This is a genomic window from Mucilaginibacter sp. (genome assembly GCF_039925265.1).
GTDB lineage: Bacteria > Bacteroidota > Bacteroidia > Sphingobacteriales > Sphingobacteriaceae > Mucilaginibacter.
In genome coordinates this window covers 1-17,524 of the sequence record NZ_JBDSZG010000022.1, presented here as the reverse complement: position 1 = coordinate 17,524, position 17,524 = coordinate 1, and the positions used below count along the sequence as shown (strand labels likewise).

16 protein-coding genes are annotated in these 17,524 nt (G+C 40.0%); 11 read left to right on the top strand and 5 right to left on the bottom strand.

The genetic code is table 11. From position 1 onward, the window contains the following. Window positions 1-219: 219 nt before the first annotated feature. A complete protein-coding gene (locus tag ABIX36_RS11265; RefSeq protein ID WP_348082263.1) occupies window positions 220-1,218 on the top strand; it encodes a hypothetical protein in 999 nt (332 codons plus the stop codon). A gap of 59 nt (window positions 1,219-1,277) precedes the next feature. Then, the gene (locus tag ABIX36_RS11260) at window positions 1,278-1,448 is read left to right on the top strand and encodes a histone H1 (protein ID WP_348082262.1); all 171 of its coding nucleotides are present in this window, start codon (window positions 1,278-1,280) and stop codon (window positions 1,446-1,448) included. Between the two features lie 98 nt (window positions 1,449-1,546). On the opposite strand, the gene ABIX36_RS11255 is transcribed toward ABIX36_RS11260, so the two are convergent. Then, a complete protein-coding gene (locus tag ABIX36_RS11255; RefSeq protein ID WP_348082261.1) occupies window positions 1,547-2,263 on the bottom strand; it encodes a hypothetical protein in 717 nt (238 codons plus the stop codon). Window positions 2,264-2,328: 65 nt separating this feature from the next. Beyond that, a complete protein-coding gene (locus tag ABIX36_RS11250; RefSeq protein WP_348082260.1) occupies window positions 2,329-3,054 on the bottom strand; it encodes a hypothetical protein in 726 nt (241 codons plus the stop codon). 548 nt (window positions 3,055-3,602) lie between these two features. On the opposite strand from ABIX36_RS11250, the gene ABIX36_RS11245 reads away from it, so the two are divergent. From ABIX36_RS11245 to ABIX36_RS11210, 8 genes are all read left to right on the top strand, one after another. Continuing rightward, a complete protein-coding gene (locus ABIX36_RS11245; protein WP_348082259.1) occupies window positions 3,603-4,178 on the top strand; it encodes a hypothetical protein in 576 nt (191 codons plus the stop codon). 197 nt (window positions 4,179-4,375) lie between these two features. Next, on the top strand, window positions 4,376-4,543 hold the full coding sequence (locus ABIX36_RS11240; protein ID WP_348082258.1) for a hypothetical protein: 168 nt from the start codon (window positions 4,376-4,378) through the stop codon (window positions 4,541-4,543). Window positions 4,544-4,553: 10 nt separating this feature from the next. After that, complete coding sequence (locus ABIX36_RS11235; RefSeq protein WP_348082257.1) at window positions 4,554-5,045, top strand: J domain-containing protein; 492 nt, start codon at window positions 4,554-4,556, stop codon at window positions 5,043-5,045. A gap of 39 nt (window positions 5,046-5,084) precedes the next feature. Further along, window positions 5,085-5,525 (top strand): hypothetical protein, encoded by a 441-nt coding sequence (locus tag ABIX36_RS11230; protein ID WP_348082256.1) that lies wholly within the window; start codon window positions 5,085-5,087, stop codon window positions 5,523-5,525. A gap of 429 nt (window positions 5,526-5,954) precedes the next feature. Then, a complete protein-coding gene (locus ABIX36_RS11225; protein WP_348082255.1) occupies window positions 5,955-7,373 on the top strand; it encodes a class I SAM-dependent DNA methyltransferase in 1,419 nt (472 codons plus the stop codon). Continuing rightward, a complete protein-coding gene (locus tag ABIX36_RS11220) occupies window positions 7,373-8,986 on the top strand; it encodes a restriction endonuclease subunit S (protein WP_348082254.1) in 1,614 nt (537 codons plus the stop codon). The genes ABIX36_RS11225 and ABIX36_RS11220 overlap by 1 nt, the downstream gene beginning before the upstream one ends. Next, on the top strand, window positions 8,976-10,589 hold the full coding sequence (locus tag ABIX36_RS11215; protein WP_348082253.1) for an AAA family ATPase: 1,614 nt from the start codon (window positions 8,976-8,978) through the stop codon (window positions 10,587-10,589). Before ABIX36_RS11220 ends, ABIX36_RS11215 begins: the two co-directional genes overlap by 11 nt. Window positions 10,590-10,600: 11 nt before the next feature. Further along, complete coding sequence (locus ABIX36_RS11210; RefSeq protein WP_348082252.1) at window positions 10,601-11,386, top strand: hypothetical protein; 786 nt, start codon at window positions 10,601-10,603, stop codon at window positions 11,384-11,386. A 199-nt stretch (window positions 11,387-11,585) separates the two neighbouring features. Here ABIX36_RS11210 and ABIX36_RS11205 read toward each other — a convergent pair whose 3' ends face one another. Next, window positions 11,586-12,284, bottom strand: coding sequence for a response regulator transcription factor (locus ABIX36_RS11205; RefSeq protein ID WP_348082251.1), 699 nt, complete (start codon window positions 12,282-12,284; stop codon window positions 11,586-11,588). Next, entirely contained in the window at window positions 12,281-13,729 is a 1,449-nt protein-coding gene (locus tag ABIX36_RS11200) for a HAMP domain-containing sensor histidine kinase (protein WP_348082250.1), read from the bottom strand. Before ABIX36_RS11200 ends, ABIX36_RS11205 begins: the two co-directional genes overlap by 4 nt. Window positions 13,730-13,838: 109 nt before the next feature. Between ABIX36_RS11200 and ABIX36_RS11195 the strand changes: the two genes are divergently transcribed. Next, window positions 13,839-16,226, top strand: a complete 2,388-nt coding sequence (locus ABIX36_RS11195; protein ID WP_348082249.1) for a TonB-dependent receptor — start codon at window positions 13,839-13,841, stop codon at window positions 16,224-16,226. A 298-nt stretch (window positions 16,227-16,524) separates the two neighbouring features. Here the strand turns inward: ABIX36_RS11195 and ABIX36_RS11190 are convergent, their stop codons facing one another. Continuing rightward, entirely contained in the window at window positions 16,525-17,307 is a 783-nt protein-coding gene (locus ABIX36_RS11190) for a hypothetical protein (RefSeq protein ID WP_348082248.1), read from the bottom strand. Window positions 17,308-17,524 lie beyond the last annotated feature (217 nt).

The window sequence follows — 17,524 nt, the reverse complement described above, 5'->3', positions numbered from 1 at the left end:
ATGAAAATACCTTTTAAATAACTATTTTTGTACACGCTTTTATAGCGTTTGCTGCACGCCCCACGTCAGCTAATTGCCTGGTCAGTTTGGCCCGGAATCAGGTGGTCAACATCTCCATAACATACAGCTGGAGGACAGCAGGCAGGTTTTGCTTCGGAATAACGATAATAAAGCCGCTAAATAGTACACGATTTTATTTACCATTAAACATCCAATATCATGAACTTAAATAATTTACAGGATCTCCAACAGGAGGTCAAAAGTATGGGGTTTAACCCCAAAATAGCCAACGAACTGGAAAAGAACATGAAGCAATTACCGGGCTATTTCACATTAAAAGACCAGTTCCCCGGTGATAAAGGCACGGTTGATATGACCCTGCATTTTAAAAAGTCGGGCCAGTCGGATAATTATTCCTTTAACAAGTTTGAAGTGACCGCCGGTAAATTACCGCCGACCATCGAAAACCAGCATTACATCGTGATCTCTGCCGACAAGGAAAAGCCCGATAAGTTCTTGGTGAAGAATTTTGAAAGCCCGAACGAAGCACTGGACTTCTTTAAAAAACAAAAAGGCACCAGTGAACTGGCCGTAGGGGATAGCGTGGAGGCTAAACAGAATTTAGCTTCTATGAAAGATGGCAAAGTAAACTTTATAAATCCTGATTTTAGGCAGGCTTATTTCAGCCCTGCGGTGAGCCAGACATTTTACCTGAAGGATGGTAAGGGGTTTTCCGCAAGCCAGGCGGCTAACTTAGTGCAGGACAGGACTGTATTCCGTAATGACATGATGACCAAGGACGGCGACCCTTATAAAGCATGGGTAAAGCTTGACTTTGATATTAAAAAGGATGATTACGGTAACCATAAGTTCAAGCAATTTCATCATCCTACCTACGGTTTTGATATGGAAAAAACACTGAATGCTTATAAGATCAAAGAACTGGCCGAACCCGAAAAGAAAGCCGAGATCATTAAAGCCATGAGTAACGGCGACCGTGTTGCAGTAACAGCTACAGGAAAGGACGGCAAAGAAGCCAAAGTAATGGCGGAGGTTGTTCCCCGCTATGGCAAACTAAACTTCTTTAGTGAAAAAGGCGCTGCCTTAAAAAGGGAGCAGTTTGCCAAAACAGAGGCGGTTAACAATACGCAGACCCGCAGCCAAAACCAATCCCAGGAGAAAACACGGCAACAAGGCCAAAGCCGGGGTATCCGCTAGTAGATTTTAAACCTTATTACCGAGTAGATATTAGAATAATAGATTTTTAAATTATTAACATGAAAAAGTTCACGGAATTAAAAGATCAGGTAGTTGCGATGGAAAACGATGCGCAAAAATTTTACGAAAAGGGTAATCAGACAGCTGGCAGGAGGTTACGCAAAGCCTTGCTGAATGTGCGTATAAGTGCGACTGCAATCCGCAAAGAGGTATCGCAACTTAAAAAATGAGATCTGTGATTTGAGCTAAAGCATTTGCTTACCTTATGCCTACTTTGCATTAAACCAACAATGCCCTGCTTGTTATTAAGTAGGGCATTTATTAATCTTTATGGCCTGTTTAGGACACTTATGGTTTTGAGCAAATAATGATAATGTTGGAAATTGTGATGTAAGTTTAGTCTGGTAACAAGGTAATCGTTACGCATATTAATAATATTCTCTGCAACTTGTGAATCAAGATTTTTAAGGATTTTATCTTTAAATATTGGTGCCATCAACAAATCCTCTTCAACACCTGCGAGCATTATGGTTAGATCTTGTTCTAAATTCCATTCAGGGGTACAAATTTTAAGTTCATTGAAAGTATTATATGGAGATATGTCAAATTTCATCTCTTTAATTACGGCCTGAGCTAATTCCTCCATTTTTAGGCTATCGAAGTAATTACTTTGATCGGCTGACAGCAACGAAATAAAACTTAAAAAGCGTCCTTTTGAACCTATCCACTTGGTTTGCCACCATTCGGGTTCGAATAATTTATCAAGCATTTGAATATCCCAGCCGGCCATTCTTAACCTTAACATCATTAATGCGCCCAAAAACCAACTTTTCTCCTCTATTTCTGCATCTATCATTCTTGCCATCAAGGTTGGAATGGCGAACAATGAGCCTTTGCTTCCAAGTGCTTCGCACAGTTCGCTTATTTCTTCAATATCATTGGTGCCCCTTAAAATTTGCAATAAAAACTGCTCTTTTTCTTTATTGCTATCAGGGTTCCAATTGGTCCGTGACATTTCTCCAATAATCTTTTTTTTGTCGTACATAGGATAAGAATCTTAGGTTTAGGATAAAATAGTGTGGGTAAATTATTTGGCCAATTTTCTCTTGATTATTCCGAAATGTTAAGGCACTCGGCCATTTTAAGCACAAACTGATGATATTCAAATTTATCGGCGATGCCTAAACGTGTAACAAGGTAATCATATTTTAAATTTAGTAAATGATCGGCGAAGAAAGTATTCCAACTCTCCCTTAGTCCCGCATCTTCTATTTCTTCAACGAGCCTTTCCTGCTCCATTCGGTCAAGCACGAGCTTGTAGTCCTCCTCGAAATCCCAATCATGGATACATATCTTAAAATCCTGAAAGTTGTTATAAGGTGAAATATCCACCTGCATTTCTTTTACAAGGATATTACCAATTCGTTTCACTTCTTCATCGTTATCCTCGTTTTTAACGACAATATCTGCTATTGCAGATACATAACTTAAAAAACGGGTTTTACTGCCCTGCCATTGAGGTTGCCAGTGCTGCAGCGTGTAATAATCACTCGGTAACCTGCTACCGCGGCCTTTTGCCCTTTGTGCTATTCCTTTAATGATATTTTCGAATAACGGTTTCAATCCATCACCCCAATTTTGCATAAGCGCGAATAGACATGGTACGGAGAGAATCGAACCTGACACCGCAATGGCGGAGCACAATTCTCTGATCTCTTTTTCGTCAGCAGCGCAGCGCAATTCTTGTAACAGTACACTTTCTTTTTCCTCCAGTTCCGAACCGCTTAAACGGCCTTCCCTCATTTCACGGATGATTTGTTGTTGATATGCTTTCATGTTTACAAGTAGGTGTTTCAAACTTACAGAAAATGATAAAAAATGTAAAGAAGGCTTTTGCAAGTTATCAGCTCCAGCCACTTCATTTCGTTCCTCAATTCAGCCGCTTCGCTGATTTTAAAACCCAGGCCTCGTACCTCTGCCAGCGCTTTTTCTTTTTACGGCTTCGCTTTTTTAGGTTTCGCTAAAGTGATTTTTTTAGGCGCTTACCCGACATTTTATTAAACAAATTTCTGGAAAGCAGGCTGCACGTCAAGACCGAGCCTCCGGTTTTGTAAAAAAAATCTTCCTCGTTTTTTTCATCGGCTGCCTTCGGCGGGTTTGTTTCGAGCGTATTTTTTTCCAAAAGTCTTGCCTTTGCAGCTTGCTTATTCAGGTGAGGTGCTTAATAAAAAGCGAGCGAGCGTAGCGAGCCACTTTAAAAACGAAGATAAGAAAGCACCAGTATGAAAAACTTAAAAGGAAGAGCGCCACCGGACGGCGACACAGCTACCGCAGACCTGTCACTCCAATAGTATTTAAAATTAGAAACATTAAAAATAAAAATCATGAAAATCAACGAAGCAAAAAACAACAGTGTAACCAATAACGGAACAGCAAACACCGCTAACCCTGTAACCACTGATAAAAACAAAGTGGCCTTTGTAAACAGTAACCCCGTTAATACGGTGTCAAAACCTAAAGATGAAGCGGCGAAGCCTAAAGACCAAAATGGTACGCAAGCCGAACAACCTAAAAAGGATGCCCCCTCCGTTGAACAACCTAAACCTGAACAATCCAAAGCCGAAGTAAAGGCCGAGGTTAAAGCCGATCCGTTTAAACCGGTAATGAATTTAGACAGTACTGTAAAAGTTGTTTTGGACCTGAACCGTAAAATTCAGCACCGTAACAGGATGCAAACCATTGTTGCCAATTTGGACGAGTTTACAGTAAAACAGGAAGAAACGGGCGAGGAAACAGGCGCAAACAGCTTGCAGGGCTGCGAACTGATTATAAGAGACGACCAGGGGCGCACGTTCAGCACCAAAAACGCAAACCTGATTCAGCAATCAGCACAGTTTATCAATAGCCTGTGTGTAGAGAAGATAGCGGAAATAGAAGCAGAAATTATCATACCTGTTTAAAAATAGTAAAGCCCCCTTTCCCAAAACACTAAAGGGGGCTAACTTCAATTCACCTACAGTAAATCGAAAGCAAATGTAGGAACTATTTATAGAGCTGACCGACCAAATATTTTGGGTAGGGTATGCCGAAGATTTGGCTATCAACAACCCCGCAGTTTTCAATACCGAGTACCATAACTTTTTAACCAGCTATAACCATGCAGGATAAAATATTGCTCATTGTGCGGTTGATTGTTGAAACCGGCCATGTACAAATTAACGATGCAGTAAAGGAGATAGAAACAGATACGGTTTTAAATATCCCAAGTACAGCAAATGTGAAAGTGCTTAAAACTGAAATCCTAAAAACACATCAGGACAATTAATAACAAGCTTATGAAATGGTTTAACGAGTGTAAGACGATAGATGAAGTAAAAGCCGAGTATAAACGGCTGGCTAAATTGTATCATCCCGATTTAGGGGGCGATACGGCAATTATGCAGGAAATCAATAAAGCTTATGCTTTTGCCTCTGCCAAAGCTATCAAAGGGGCTAACCTGTCAGATGAAGAAACAGAAAATGAAATTTTATCATCGGAAGCGTACCGTAAAGCTATTGAAGCCATTATTTACTTAGATGGTATTTTAATAGAGTTAGTAGGCGCATGGATTTGGGTAACGGGTAATACCCGCCCGAATAAAGAAATCTTAAAAGCCGCAGGATTTTTATTTGCCTCTAAAAAAGTAGCGTGGTATTTCCGTACGGCTGAATACAAGGTAAGCAAAGGCAGTAAAAAAAGCCTAGATGAAATCCGCGAAAAATACGGCAGTGAGGTCATTAACGGTAATAACGCCAACCGCCCTAAGCATCAATTTTTGAGAAACTGATTAAAGCGGAGGCGCAACCGTTTAAAGGGCGCATTTTTTATGAAAACATTAAATCAAAACAGCACCGCTATATTTTGCCGTCTTATGGAAATGATGAACGGTAGCGAACATTTGAAAATCACTAATGAGCCTTTTATGCCTTTAACCATTGAAAAGGTTGGAGTGGATATTATTACACCAATGGGCGTAGGTTGTGCTTACAGCCTTTGCCATTATTACGAACAACATGGCGATTTGGTGCAAGACCCGGAAATGTGCTTTTTGATACTGGATAACCATACAATTGGTGTTGACGAACTTTCAGAAGTTACCATAGTGCCCTTTATGATTCAACAAGCTAATTTGGGTATCTATCAGGAAAGCATAGAATTTAGCAGTCAAACAATGGGCGATGTCCACACCGACATGCAGGCAGACCACGCCGAATTTGCCGATATGTGGTTAGGTAATATTCACTTACAAGGGTATCTAATTAGGTAATAATTTAATACTAATAATATTAAGCCTCATATTTTCATATGGGGCTTTTCGTTATACAACAACTTAATAGTATTTTTTCAGCATGAGATATAGGTCTCCCTATCTCAATTCAGGATATCCTTAATTTATTAGGTTAGTAAATGTATTACGTTAGAATGCTTATTTCATAATAGTTCTGATCGTGAGGACGATGAAAAAAGGCATCGAATATATTATATAGATTGTGAAGATTATCTTTAGTAAAAGTATAAATTCGCTAATGTTTTCATTTTTATTAACTATAAAATTTTTTTTAAAAGAGAAGATATAAGTCAAAGGGCAACTGAATTTGCGGCAAAGTTTATTCTACACCTTTCTAATTCACCACTATCTAAACCAAACAAGAAAATTACGAAGTCTTGTAAATAAAGGAATTAAATAAAGATCTACATGAGTAATCTAAGTGCTAATATAAAATCAATCCGGGACGTAATGCGCAGAGATACGGGGGTAGATGGTGATGCTCAACGTATATCCCAAATGGTTTGGATGATCTTTTTGAAAATTTTCTCCGACAAAGAACTCAACTGGAAAGATGAAATCGACGGCTACCGAAGTCCAATTCCAGAAAAATTTAAGTGGTCAAACTGGGCCGGTGAAAAAGGAGGATTATCGGGAGACGAGTTAATTGAATTTATCAATAATGAACTTTTTCCAACATTAAAATCTATTGAAGGAGGTTTAAATGAACAATCTTCAATAGTGCGTTCTGTCTTTGAAGACACTTATAATTACATGAAAAATGGTGCCTTGTTTCGCCAAGTTATTACTGAAATAAATAAAATCGATTTTAACTTAACGGCAGGCAGTCATGTATTCAATGATATATATGAAAATATTTTAAAAGAATTGCAAAGTGCTGGTTCTTCAGGAGAATATTATACTCCCAGGGCAGTTACACAGTTCATGGTAGATGTGATTAATCCAAATTTAGGTGAATCTATTTTGGACCCAGCGTGTGGAACGGGAGGATTTTTAACTTGTTCAATCGATAATGTCAAGTTAAAAACAAAAGATGAAAATGTTAACAGGATTTTAGAATCAACAATAAACGGCGTCGAAAAAAAACCGCTTCCGCATTTATTGTGTACCACAAATTTAATGTTACATGATTTAAGTATTCCTTCAATTAAAAGAGATAATTTACTTAGCAAACCATTTAACAACTGGACAGAAAACGATCAATTTGATATTATTCTTTCAAATCCACCATTTGGCGGACTTGAGGAAGATGGAACAGAGTCTAATTTTCCAATCGGTTATCGGACTAAAGAAACGGCTGATTTATTTATGCTTTTAATAATTCGGTTGTTAAAAGAAAATGGTCGTGCCGCTGTAGTATTACCCGATGGGTTTCTGTATGGTGAAGGAATTAGAACGAAGATAAAAGAAGAACTTTTAAGTAAATGCAATCTTCATACTATTGTTAGACTGCCACACGGCGTTTTTAATCCATACACGAATATCAATACAAATCTTTTATTTTTTGATAGAGGAGCACAAACAGAGTATGTATGGTATTACGAGCATCCATATCCCGAAAATCAAAAAAGTTATAATAAAACAAGGCCTATCAATATTAAAGAATTTGATGCTGAAAAGTCATGGTGGACAAACCGAATAGAAACAGAAAACGCCTGGAAAGTTTCTATTAGTGATATTAAAAAAAGAAATTATAATTTGGACATATCTAGTCCTTACTACGGAGAAGATGATATTCAACTATCAAGCGTAGAAATTATACAAAAGCTTGAAAAGTCATTTGATGCGAGCCAAAAATTACTTTCAGCCCTCAAATTGGATATGTAATGGAAAATTGGCCTATAAAAAAATTGGGGGATTTATTAACTGAATCCAAAACAGAATCTACTGAACCAAATACTGATAAACGATTAAGGGTCAAATTAAATGTTGGAGGTGTAGAAAAGCGACCTGATACCACAGATAAAGAGGGAGCAACTAAATATTTTGTTCGTAAGGCAGGGCAATTTATTTACGGAAAACAGAATCTCCACAAGGGCGCATTTGGTATTGTACCAGCTGAATTAAATGGGTTTGAATCAAGCTCAGATATACCGGCTTTTGACATAAATGAATCTTGCAGCCCGGAATGGATTTATTATTTTTTTAAACAAGGAGACTTTTATCTCAAGTTAGAATCATTAGCAAAGGGTGTTGGTTCAAAACGAATTCAACCGAGTCAATTATATAATCTGGAAATTCCTTTACCATCTCTTAAAGAACAACATGAGATATTAAACAGTATTCACGACTTTGAATATAATTACAGTAGAATTTTAAAAGAACTTAGTAGTCAATTAGATTTAGTAAAAAAACTTAGGAAATCAATAATCCAAGAAGGGGTTGAAGGCGGTCTTACGAACAACTGGCGTAGCGATAACACTAATCAATTGGGTACAGATAAACTACTAAAAAACATTAGACTGGAAAAAGCCCAGTTGATCGCTGAAAAAAAGATTCCAAAGGAAAAAGCAAGTACTTCAATTTCCAAAGATGAAATACCATACGAAATACCAATAAATTGGACCTGGATAAGGTTTGTTGATGTTATTCAATTCATGGCATACGGTACATCTCAGAAAACCAATGATAACCACGACCTGGTGCCTGTCTTTAGAATGGGGAATATTTCAAATGAGGGAACCCTGATTTATGAGAATTTTAAATTTATACCTCAAAATCATAGGGATTTGCCGAAACTTTATTTAAGGCCTGGGGATATAGTTTTTAATAGGACTAACAGTTATGATTTGGTAGGAAAAAGCGCTGTATATAGCGGTGAAAATAACACTTATACGCTCGCTTCTTACTTAATAAAGATCACCCTGTTTAAGAAGTATGCTAACTCTGACTACATAAATTTTTATTTACTTTCTCCTATCTGTCGCAAAACTCAAATCGAACCTCAAATAATAACTCAAACAAATCAAGCTAATTTCAGTGGCTCAAAACTCAAAAATATATTAGTGCCATTTCCGCCATTGGAAGAGCAAAATATTATTGTTGAAAAAATAAAAAACGTCCATTCATATTGTGATGGTTTAGAACAGAAAATCAAACAAAATCAATCCGATGTAATCCAGTTAGTATCATCAACGCTTAAAAATGCTTTTAAAGTAAATAACAATCAAATAGAACGAATAAAAAGTGACAGTATAGCATATGAATTAGCACAGTCTTCTACTCTTCGAATTAATTATATTAGAGATATCAATATCATGGAATTAACTGAAATATTAAAGGCACATGGAAAGATGTCGGCTGCGGATTTATGGAAAATGTCAAAGTTTGAAAGCAACATCGAGGCTTTCTATGCGGAATTAAAAATCCAAATCGAGAAGAATAAGACTATTCGGGAAACAGAGGAAAAGGGCTTTTTAGAACTAACATATGAGAATTGACCGAGTAAAAGTTGATGGTTTCAAAAATTTAAATCAGTTTGAAATTGATTTAAATGGAACTCAAATGAACACCATTCTTTTGGGCCAAAACGCGGCAGGAAAGTCTAACTTTTTGGAAGCTTTGGTCATAATTTTTAGAGACTTAGATCTATTTGAGAAAAAGTCATCTTTTCCTGAGTTTAATTTTGAGATTAGTTATAAATGTAAAAGTAATCAAATAAGAATTGTTGGAGTTGCGAAAGAGGATGACAATCCTTTGTTAATTGGTGACGTTTCAGACCGAGAAAAACCGGGATACTCATTTTTTGTTGATGACGAACGAAAAAGCAAAGCGGCATTCTATAAAGATAAAGACGAACACCTACCGAAATATGTTATATCATATTATTCTGGTGTTAGTAATAGATTAGTTGAACATTTTGATATACATCAAAAGCGATTTTATGACGATTTGTTGGCAGGGAAAGATGATCCTATGCGCCCTTTGTTTTATGCAAGGTTGATTCATAGCCATTTCGTTCTGATGGCGTTTTACTCCTTTCACAATGATGTAGTTAAAACCTTTTTAGAAGAATACCTCAATATATCTGGTCTGGAATCTATACTTTTTGTTTTGAAGCGACCAGAATGGGCAAAGGTTAAAAAAGGGGAGGGAGCAGACTCATCCTTTTGGAAATCCAGGGGCGTTGTTAAAAATTTCTTAGACGACTTGTGGGAAGCATCAATGGCTCCTATTTCACACAAGGATAATGTACGAGAAGATTTTAACAAACATCCTGAAAAGGAACTCTTATATATTTATATATCAAATCAGGAAAAGTTAGAAAAACTCGCAGCTAAATATGTTACTAATACTAATTTCTTCAAGATGTTGGAGAGTACTTACATTTCTGATTTAATTCAGGAAGTGCGAGTAAAAGTAAAGAAGATTCATTCTCAAAATGATGTGACCTTTAAGGAACTTAGTGAGGGTGAGCAACAGTTACTTACCGTTTTAGGTTTATTACGCTTTACTAATGAGGCAGAATCTCTAATACTTTTGGATGAGCCTGATACCCATTTGAATCCAGTCTGGAAATGGAATTACATGACATTACTTGATAAGATAGTTGAAAAGAATGAAACTAGTCAGATAATTATGACGACACATGACCCGCTGGTCATCGGTGGTTTAACAAAAGAAGAAATTAGAATATTCTATACTGAAGGGGAACAAAAACAAATAAGAGCTATAGAGCCAGAATTTGACCCAAGAGGACTGGGAGTTGCAGGGATCTTGACAAGTGATTTTTTTGGATTACCCAGCACCCTTGATAAAGAAACACTAAAATTATTGACGAGAAGGAATGAACTTTTGGTGCAACAAGACAGTCAAGAACTAGCGCTTGCTGAAAAGGTTGAGCTAAATGAACTTTTTCAAACTTTAAGTCAGCTGGGAATAAATACAACAGATCGCGATCCACTGTATGAAAAGTTTTTAATCGCCATGGGAAAAGCGAATGAACTAACAATTGAAAAATTGAGTGGAGAACAACTTGAAAAACAGAACGAAGTAGCGGCTCAAATAATGAAAGAGCTTTTGAAGGAGGATCAGGGAAAATGATTTACATTGACTTGGAAAACCACCCTCCGGCAAATGAATGGATTGGCAGAGCCGACAGTCTAACAACTCAACTCTTAGCTACAGGAGATATTGATGAGAGGAGAGGTATTATTGCAGCAAATGAAGGCATTTGGAGAGAACTGAAAAATCATTTGTCTAATATTAAAAATCGTAAATGTTGGTATTCCGAATCAATAAACGATGGTGCTCATTGTCATGTAGACCATTTTCGGCCGAAAACCAATGCGTTAAATGAAAATGGAGTTGATGAAGGGGGATACTGGTGGTTGGCCTTCGATTGGCTCAATTATAGATACTCTGGCCCTGCATCTAATGTAAGAAAAAAAGACTATTTTCCGGTAGTTCAAAACAAAGCAAATGGGTTTGCTGACAATCTTAATCTGGAAGATATATTACTCCTCGACCCTATCAATATTGATGATCCCACCAAATTGATTTTTGATGAAGAAGGGAAAGTTGGGCCGAGATTTACTGACAAAACATCAAGAGAATATAAACGCGCCTATTACTCAATTGAGAGATATAACCTTAATTCCGAAGGATTGAAAGAAGGACGAAGGCAGAAGTTTTTTAAAACAACACAGCTAATAATTAACGCTCAAAAATTGATTGCGTTACAGGTTGTAAACTATGATTTAGCTAGACAATCTGAAATCATAAAAATATGGAAAGAGTTGAGGGAATTAACTCATCCAAATTCTGAATATTCTGCCACCGCCAAATATTGCCTTAGAAGTTCGGGTTATGATTGGGCAACGGACGTAATTGCAGCCTAATAACTTCGACACTTTCCAGTCACAACTTTTGACAGAGTTTTATGGAGTGAATTTTAACTTGTTAAATATCAGTGGTATAAACCTGTCCTGTCGAATGTCGCGTTCTCACAGCGTGCTTCGGGAGCCAGAGAGCAGTACATCCATTGGATATGAGACCGAGTGTCCGGTATTATGTCTAAGAATTTTATGCTTGCTGCGCTCATCCGTTACAAACTAATTTATAGCCCAACCCACGCAAACTGATGATCTGTAAAGCGGGGTCGTCCTTTAGCATCTTGCGCAAATGTGTCATAAAAACGTTCATGCTGTTGGTGTTATAATAACTGTCGTCACCCCAAATCTTTTCTAAGGCCTCCTGCCGCTCCAGCACCTCGTTTTTGTACAGAAGCAAAAGTTTTAGCAGTTCCATTTCTTTAAAAGAAAGATCATACCTGGCTCTCGGGGTAGCCAATTGCTGGTTCACGCTATCCAGGCGGCAGTTTCCAAAAGTATATAAGGTTGTTTGTGCGATTTTCTCCGCCGACTGAGCAGGGCCAAATCGGCTCAGCAGAGATTCAATCCGCACCAGTAATTCAGCAATACTGAATGGCTTTTTAAGGTAATCGTGCCCGCCGCTTTTAAAACCTTTTACCACATCTTCGGGCATAGATTTGGCGCTTAGGAAGATAATAGGTACGCCCGCATTAAGCTTGCGAATATCTTCGGCCAGCGTATAGCCGTCCTTTAGCGGCATCATAATATCCAGCAGGCACAGGTCGGGCTGGTGGGTGTTAAATAGTTCCAGCGCCGTTTGCCCATCGCCCGCCAATAAAACTTCGTACCCTTTTTGCGTCAGGTTATCTATCGTTATCCGCGCTAAAAAAGGCTCGTCTTCGGCGTAAAGTATTTGGCGCTTCATAAGGCTAAAGGTAAATATAGGGTAAAGTTGCAGCCTTTGCCCGGCTCGCTTTGCAGGGTAACACGGCCGCCATGCTGCCGGGTAACCTGCTCAACATAGTGCAAACCAAGGCCCGATCCCTTTACATTATGAATATCGCTTACGCCGGCCGGTAGCCTAAAAAAGCGCTCGAACACGCGCTGCTGGTAAATAGGTGCAATGCCCGGGCCGTTATCCTGAAAGCTGATACTCACCACGGTTGGCTCCTGCTTAATGCTGATTTGCAGTAGGGTATTTTTACCGCCATATTTAAGCGCGTTCTCTACCAGGTTATAAAAAACATTGGTTAAATGCACCGGGTCGCCGCTTACAAAGCATGGATCTGTCAGGGGCTGATAAATGATTTCGGCGGCATTATTCTCGGTTTGCAGGCGCATGGAGGCTACCACCTGTTGTAAACCCTGCTGCACATCAAACAATTCCTTTCTGTAATGCGCCTCGCCGTTATCCATTTGCTCCAGGTTCAGCACTTTTTCAATCATCAGGTTCAGTCGTCTCAGTTCGCTGCGCGAAATTTCAAGATAGCTTTTCAACAGGGCCGGATTTTTCTCCAATTCATTATCAGCAATACTTTCCAAAGCGATGGCGATGGTGGCGACGGGCGTTTTCAACTCGTGGGTCATGTTGCTGGTAAAAGCCGACCGCGCCTGGGCATACAGGCGCTGGTTACGCATCAGCTTAAGGATGAAATAAAACACCGCCCCGGTTAGCAACAACATAAACAGCGACGATAGCAAGTAAAAACGCATCCGGTAAATTATTACGCGGGTAAGCGAAGGGATCACCAACTGATACCTGTGTAAAAACTTTAGGTTATAGGTATAATGCTTGCTGATGTAGGCCGCCTTTTGAGGTTTACCGATTATTGATACGCTGTCCAGCCGGTCATTATCATAGTTGTACCGGGCAAAATAAGCCGGTGTTTCAATAGCCGCCCGCTTCAGATCTGCCTTAACCGTGCTGTCCATCAATCGGAATGTTTGTCTGTCGAGAGAAAGCACGGCTGCCGGTTTTTGGCTATCGATACGATGCGAGCTGTGCGGCTTATATTTTTGATTATTTAAAAAAGAAAGATGCAGGTTGATCACCGAACTATCGTTAGATATGCCGTAACGGAACTCGCTGTGCAGGTCATCTACTTTCAAATCATCAAAGGCCTGCCGCAGGTTAAGCCATTCGGGCGAGAGGAAGAACTCCCGGAAACGGGTGCTTTGCTCGTGCCCACGGGCAATGGTGTTATAGCTGGTTTTTTGGGCGGCCGTGCTCACCAGGCTTTCCAGTTCCTGGCGCAGTTGGTTCTGTTGGCTTTGGTGCAGTTGCCACAACCAGGCCAGCTGTAAAACGATGCTAACCAATAAAGCCAGCATTACCAAAGGATAGGCATAACGCGCCGAAAGCCATTTCATAACGCTAAAATGCGGAAATGATCGTTATCTTGCCGACCGCCTTAGCCGATTTAATGTTATTTAAGGAAACTTAAGTTTGCTTAATCTTTCTTGTGGGTAGGTTTGTGTTATGAATAAAGCCTTATTATTTTTCGCTATTTTATTTTCTACCCGGCTTTATGCCCAGCAAACCATTAAAGGCACGGTGACCGATCCCAGCCATCAGCTTTTAGATGCCGTTACCATTACCCTTAGCCAGCAAAATAAAATGGTGGCATCGGCATTTGCAGATCATGGCATATTCACATTAAAAAGCGCGCCAAAGGGTGATTATATACTCACAGCTACCCTGATAGGCTACAAGGCAGTAACGCGTAACCTGGCTTTGCCACAGGATTCGGTCCTGATCATTATGCAGCCGGAAGCGAAAGCCTTAAAACAAGTGACCATATCTGCGGCCAAACCGCTGATAGAGCGCAAGATTGACCGGGTGGTTTTTAATGTAGAAAACAGCATTACGGCCAGCGGCAGAACCGTTTGGGATGCATTGGGTAAGGCCCCCGGTGTGCAAACCAAGTTTGATGGCGGCATTAGCGCATCGGGCAAAGGCGTGGTAATTTATTTAGATGACAAGCCGTTAAGGTTATCGGGCGATGACCTGGCAACTTATTTGCGTAACCTGCCATCGGACAACGTGAGCAAAATGGAGATCATGACCAACCCGACCGCCCGTTATGACGCGCAGGGCGGCGCAGTGATCAATATCATATCTAAAAAACCCAAAGGCCAGGGATTGAACGTGATTTTGAGCGGCGTATACACCCAGGCTACTTACGATAGTTATAACAGCAGCGCGGTATTTAACTACCGCAAAGGCAAATGGAATATTTATGGCAATTACGGCTACAGCCGCCGCAAAAAAGACCATGCCGAAACCGAGTACGTAATTTATAATACCCCCGGCAGTTTTGCTGATTGGGAAAATACAAAATCGGGCATCCGGTCGGGTAACGCCGGTAGTTATAAACTGGGGGTTGATTATGACCTGACCCCTAAACAGGTGATCGGCTTTTTGGTTACGGGGTATAATGCCACCAATAGGCGCACCAACCAGGTACGCACGGATATTTATAATATGCACAGGGCAACTGCCGATTCTACATTGCAAACCAACAACCTGACCGACGGGCGTACGGATCAATACAGCTTTAACCTGAACTACAAGGCCAAACTGGATACCAACGGCCGCAGCCTGAACATCGACCTGGATCTTGCCCCCTATCGTAATAATAACGATCAGTACATCAATAATTTCTCTTACTTGCCTAACGGCGCACTGGCAGCCGCACCCTATCGCATTTTTACACCATCGCGACAGCAGATCAGTATTTATTCGGGTAAGTTAGATTACACCTACAAACTGGGTAAAGTATGGAGTATGGAATCGGGCCTGAAGTACAGCAGTATCGTTACCGAAAACCGTTTCGATTTTTATAATAACGCCGGGGCTACCCCGGTACTGATCACACCCAACAGCGATAACTTTCGCTATGCTGAAAAAACGGCCGCCGCTTATACCAGCATTACTGGCAGCCTGGGTAAATGGACCTTTGAAGGTGGTTTACGTGGCGAATACACCAATACCCGCGGCTATTCAGTCACGCTGGATGCACTTAATACCAACCGCTATTTCAAATTGTTCCCCACCTTGTTTGCTGTTTATAAAATTAACAAGGATAACGAGCTGAATTTAAACTACGGCTACCGCATTAACCGGCCCGATTACTGGCGGCTTAATCCATTTAAATCGTACACCAGTCCTTATACCTATCTGGTGGGCAATCCCGCGCTGCAACCGGCCTTTATTCATAATATAGAGCTGGGGTATACGTACAAACAACAATATAATGTAGCGCTGTTTTTGCGCCGCACACAGGGCGTTTTCAGCAATATCACCGTACAGGACGATGTCAATAAGATTTTTTACGATACCCAGCAAAACCTTGATCTGAGCCAGGATATCGGCATCTCGGCATCCTTCCCGGTTACGGTTGCCCCCTGGTGGGAGATCAACAACTATTTGCAAAGCGCCTATCGACAGGAAAAATCGGGGTACCTACAGGGTAGCTATAATTATCATACCTTAAGCAGTTATTTAAGTACAAACCACGCTTTCACTATTAATAAAGCAGCCGGACTTAAAGCCGAGATCAGCGCCTGGTATTCGTCGCCATCGGTACAGGGTATTTACCATACCGCGCAAACGTTTGATGTAAGCGCGGGCATCCGCAAAACGGTAATTAAAGGACAAGGAACTTTACGCCTGGCCGTGAACGATCTTTTTTATGGCAACGCCTACCGTATCAATGTAGATTACCTGAACCAGCATAATGGCTTTTACGAAAAGAACGATACGCGCAGCGTAACGCTAAGTTTCAGCTATCGGCTGGGCAGTAATGTAACCGCCGCGCGTAAACGTAATACCGCCAGCGAGGACGAGAAAAAACGGGCCAATTAGAAATACTCATATATTTCGTTTACCGATAAAAATGTTAAATAATTGCGGTGAATTCAAGATCATCAAGAAATCCGGCCATTGAAAGGCAGCATTTAAGCCCGTTATCATCTATAGATGAGTTCATTTCGTGTCTTGGTCTGATAAAAATCAGGCTTACTTGCAAAGTGCTACGGCGTTTAAACCATCGGGCGTAGTGGCATAGTTTCCATTCTACCGTAATGTTACTGCCAGCACCGAGTTGCGTCAGAACCGAATTTCCAAATAAGGATTGTAGTTGCTTTCAATACCGAAATACAAATTAAAATAGTTTTTCTTCCAAAAGATCTTTCCAAATAATGAACCCTTTGCCGTCAGCGTAATCATGAACAATACGACTAAACTGTTCGGGATTGGTTTCGAGATATTGCTGCCGTCCTTTTGTTCGTATTTGGCCAAGCAGCGTATCTATCTGCCTTATACTCCGTTCAAGTTCGTAAACAGACTTTTCAATATGCCACATATAGGTTGCCTCTTCAGTATCTAATGTTTCCCAAACCAAATGGTATTGGTTATTGCCGGAAAGTAAAAATACAAATGAGAAGGGCTCTAATACAAAACGGAGCTTCAGTATAGTTCGTTCGTGTTTTTGAGAAAGGTAACGGAGATGTCGATGATGCTTATATTGCTTAAGAGCCAGTATATTTTCCAATAAATCGTCTTCGTTGGTGTAAAGTAATTGCTCTCTGCCGCCTTGTACTTGTCCTGAATCCAATAGGTTATCTTCTCCTATAGGGATACCTTTAATAATATCTTTGTTTAAAAACCGGAACTTTACGCTTTCAATTACCTCACGATTTAATTTATCGAGATCATTAGAAGATGCTGATTTAAATACCAGCCTGTTATGTTGGAACGTAGCTTGGATATTAACTAATGCCGTTGTGCGTTTGAGGAATCGGATAAAATACGGCTTAAGAACGGTAAACTCTGGTCTAACATTCAAGTTTTCAATTTCAAACTCGACCTCCTTACCATTGAATTCAGCAATTGGATGTTTGAATGCGATGCTGCCAAATCTGAATTCTAATTGTTCAATTGGCACCTCGATCTTCTCATTGATTTGACCACTTACTATTTCGCTTTCATCTATAGGGCTTGTTAAGCCGCTTTGATCCAGCTTTTTGTAGTATATGTGATTATTCCGGGGAAAGTATACCACCATTCCGCTGCAAAAGGGGCCAGCATTTTAAGGTGTAAACGAGCAGTCAAAGCTCCATCATCACTAAGCAGTGTGATTTGCAGTAAACTTAGTGATTTTT

What these genes read in the sequence shown, in the direction of transcription:
- ABIX36_RS11240 (WP_348082258.1), top strand. Translation starts at nt 4,376, where the DNA reads ATGCAGGATAAAATATTGCTCATTGTGCGGTTGATTGTTGAAACCGGC.
- ABIX36_RS11215 (WP_348082253.1), top strand. Translation starts at nt 8,976, where the DNA reads ATGAGAATTGACCGAGTAAAAGTTGATGGTTTCAAAAATTTAAATCAG.
- ABIX36_RS11265 (WP_348082263.1), top strand. Translation starts at nt 220, where the DNA reads ATGAACTTAAATAATTTACAGGATCTCCAACAGGAGGTCAAAAGTATG.
- ABIX36_RS11250 (WP_348082260.1), bottom strand. Translation starts at nt 3,054, where the DNA reads ATGAAAGCATATCAACAACAAATCATCCGTGAAATGAGGGAAGGCCGT.
- ABIX36_RS11260 (WP_348082262.1), top strand. Translation starts at nt 1,278, where the DNA reads ATGAAAAAGTTCACGGAATTAAAAGATCAGGTAGTTGCGATGGAAAAC.
- ABIX36_RS11235 (WP_348082257.1), top strand. Translation starts at nt 4,554, where the DNA reads ATGAAATGGTTTAACGAGTGTAAGACGATAGATGAAGTAAAAGCCGAG.
- ABIX36_RS11205 (WP_348082251.1), bottom strand. Translation starts at nt 12,284, where the DNA reads ATGAAGCGCCAAATACTTTACGCCGAAGACGAGCCTTTTTTAGCGCGG.
- ABIX36_RS11195 (WP_348082249.1), top strand. Translation starts at nt 13,839, where the DNA reads ATGAATAAAGCCTTATTATTTTTCGCTATTTTATTTTCTACCCGGCTT.
- ABIX36_RS11225 (WP_348082255.1), top strand. Translation starts at nt 5,955, where the DNA reads ATGAGTAATCTAAGTGCTAATATAAAATCAATCCGGGACGTAATGCGC.
- ABIX36_RS11200 (WP_348082250.1), bottom strand. Translation starts at nt 13,729, where the DNA reads ATGAAATGGCTTTCGGCGCGTTATGCCTATCCTTTGGTAATGCTGGCT.
- ABIX36_RS11220 (WP_348082254.1), top strand. Translation starts at nt 7,373, where the DNA reads ATGGAAAATTGGCCTATAAAAAAATTGGGGGATTTATTAACTGAATCC.
- ABIX36_RS11230 (WP_348082256.1), top strand. Translation starts at nt 5,085, where the DNA reads ATGAAAACATTAAATCAAAACAGCACCGCTATATTTTGCCGTCTTATG.
- ABIX36_RS11245 (WP_348082259.1), top strand. Translation starts at nt 3,603, where the DNA reads ATGAAAATCAACGAAGCAAAAAACAACAGTGTAACCAATAACGGAACA.
- ABIX36_RS11255 (WP_348082261.1), bottom strand. Translation starts at nt 2,263, where the DNA reads ATGTACGACAAAAAAAAGATTATTGGAGAAATGTCACGGACCAATTGG.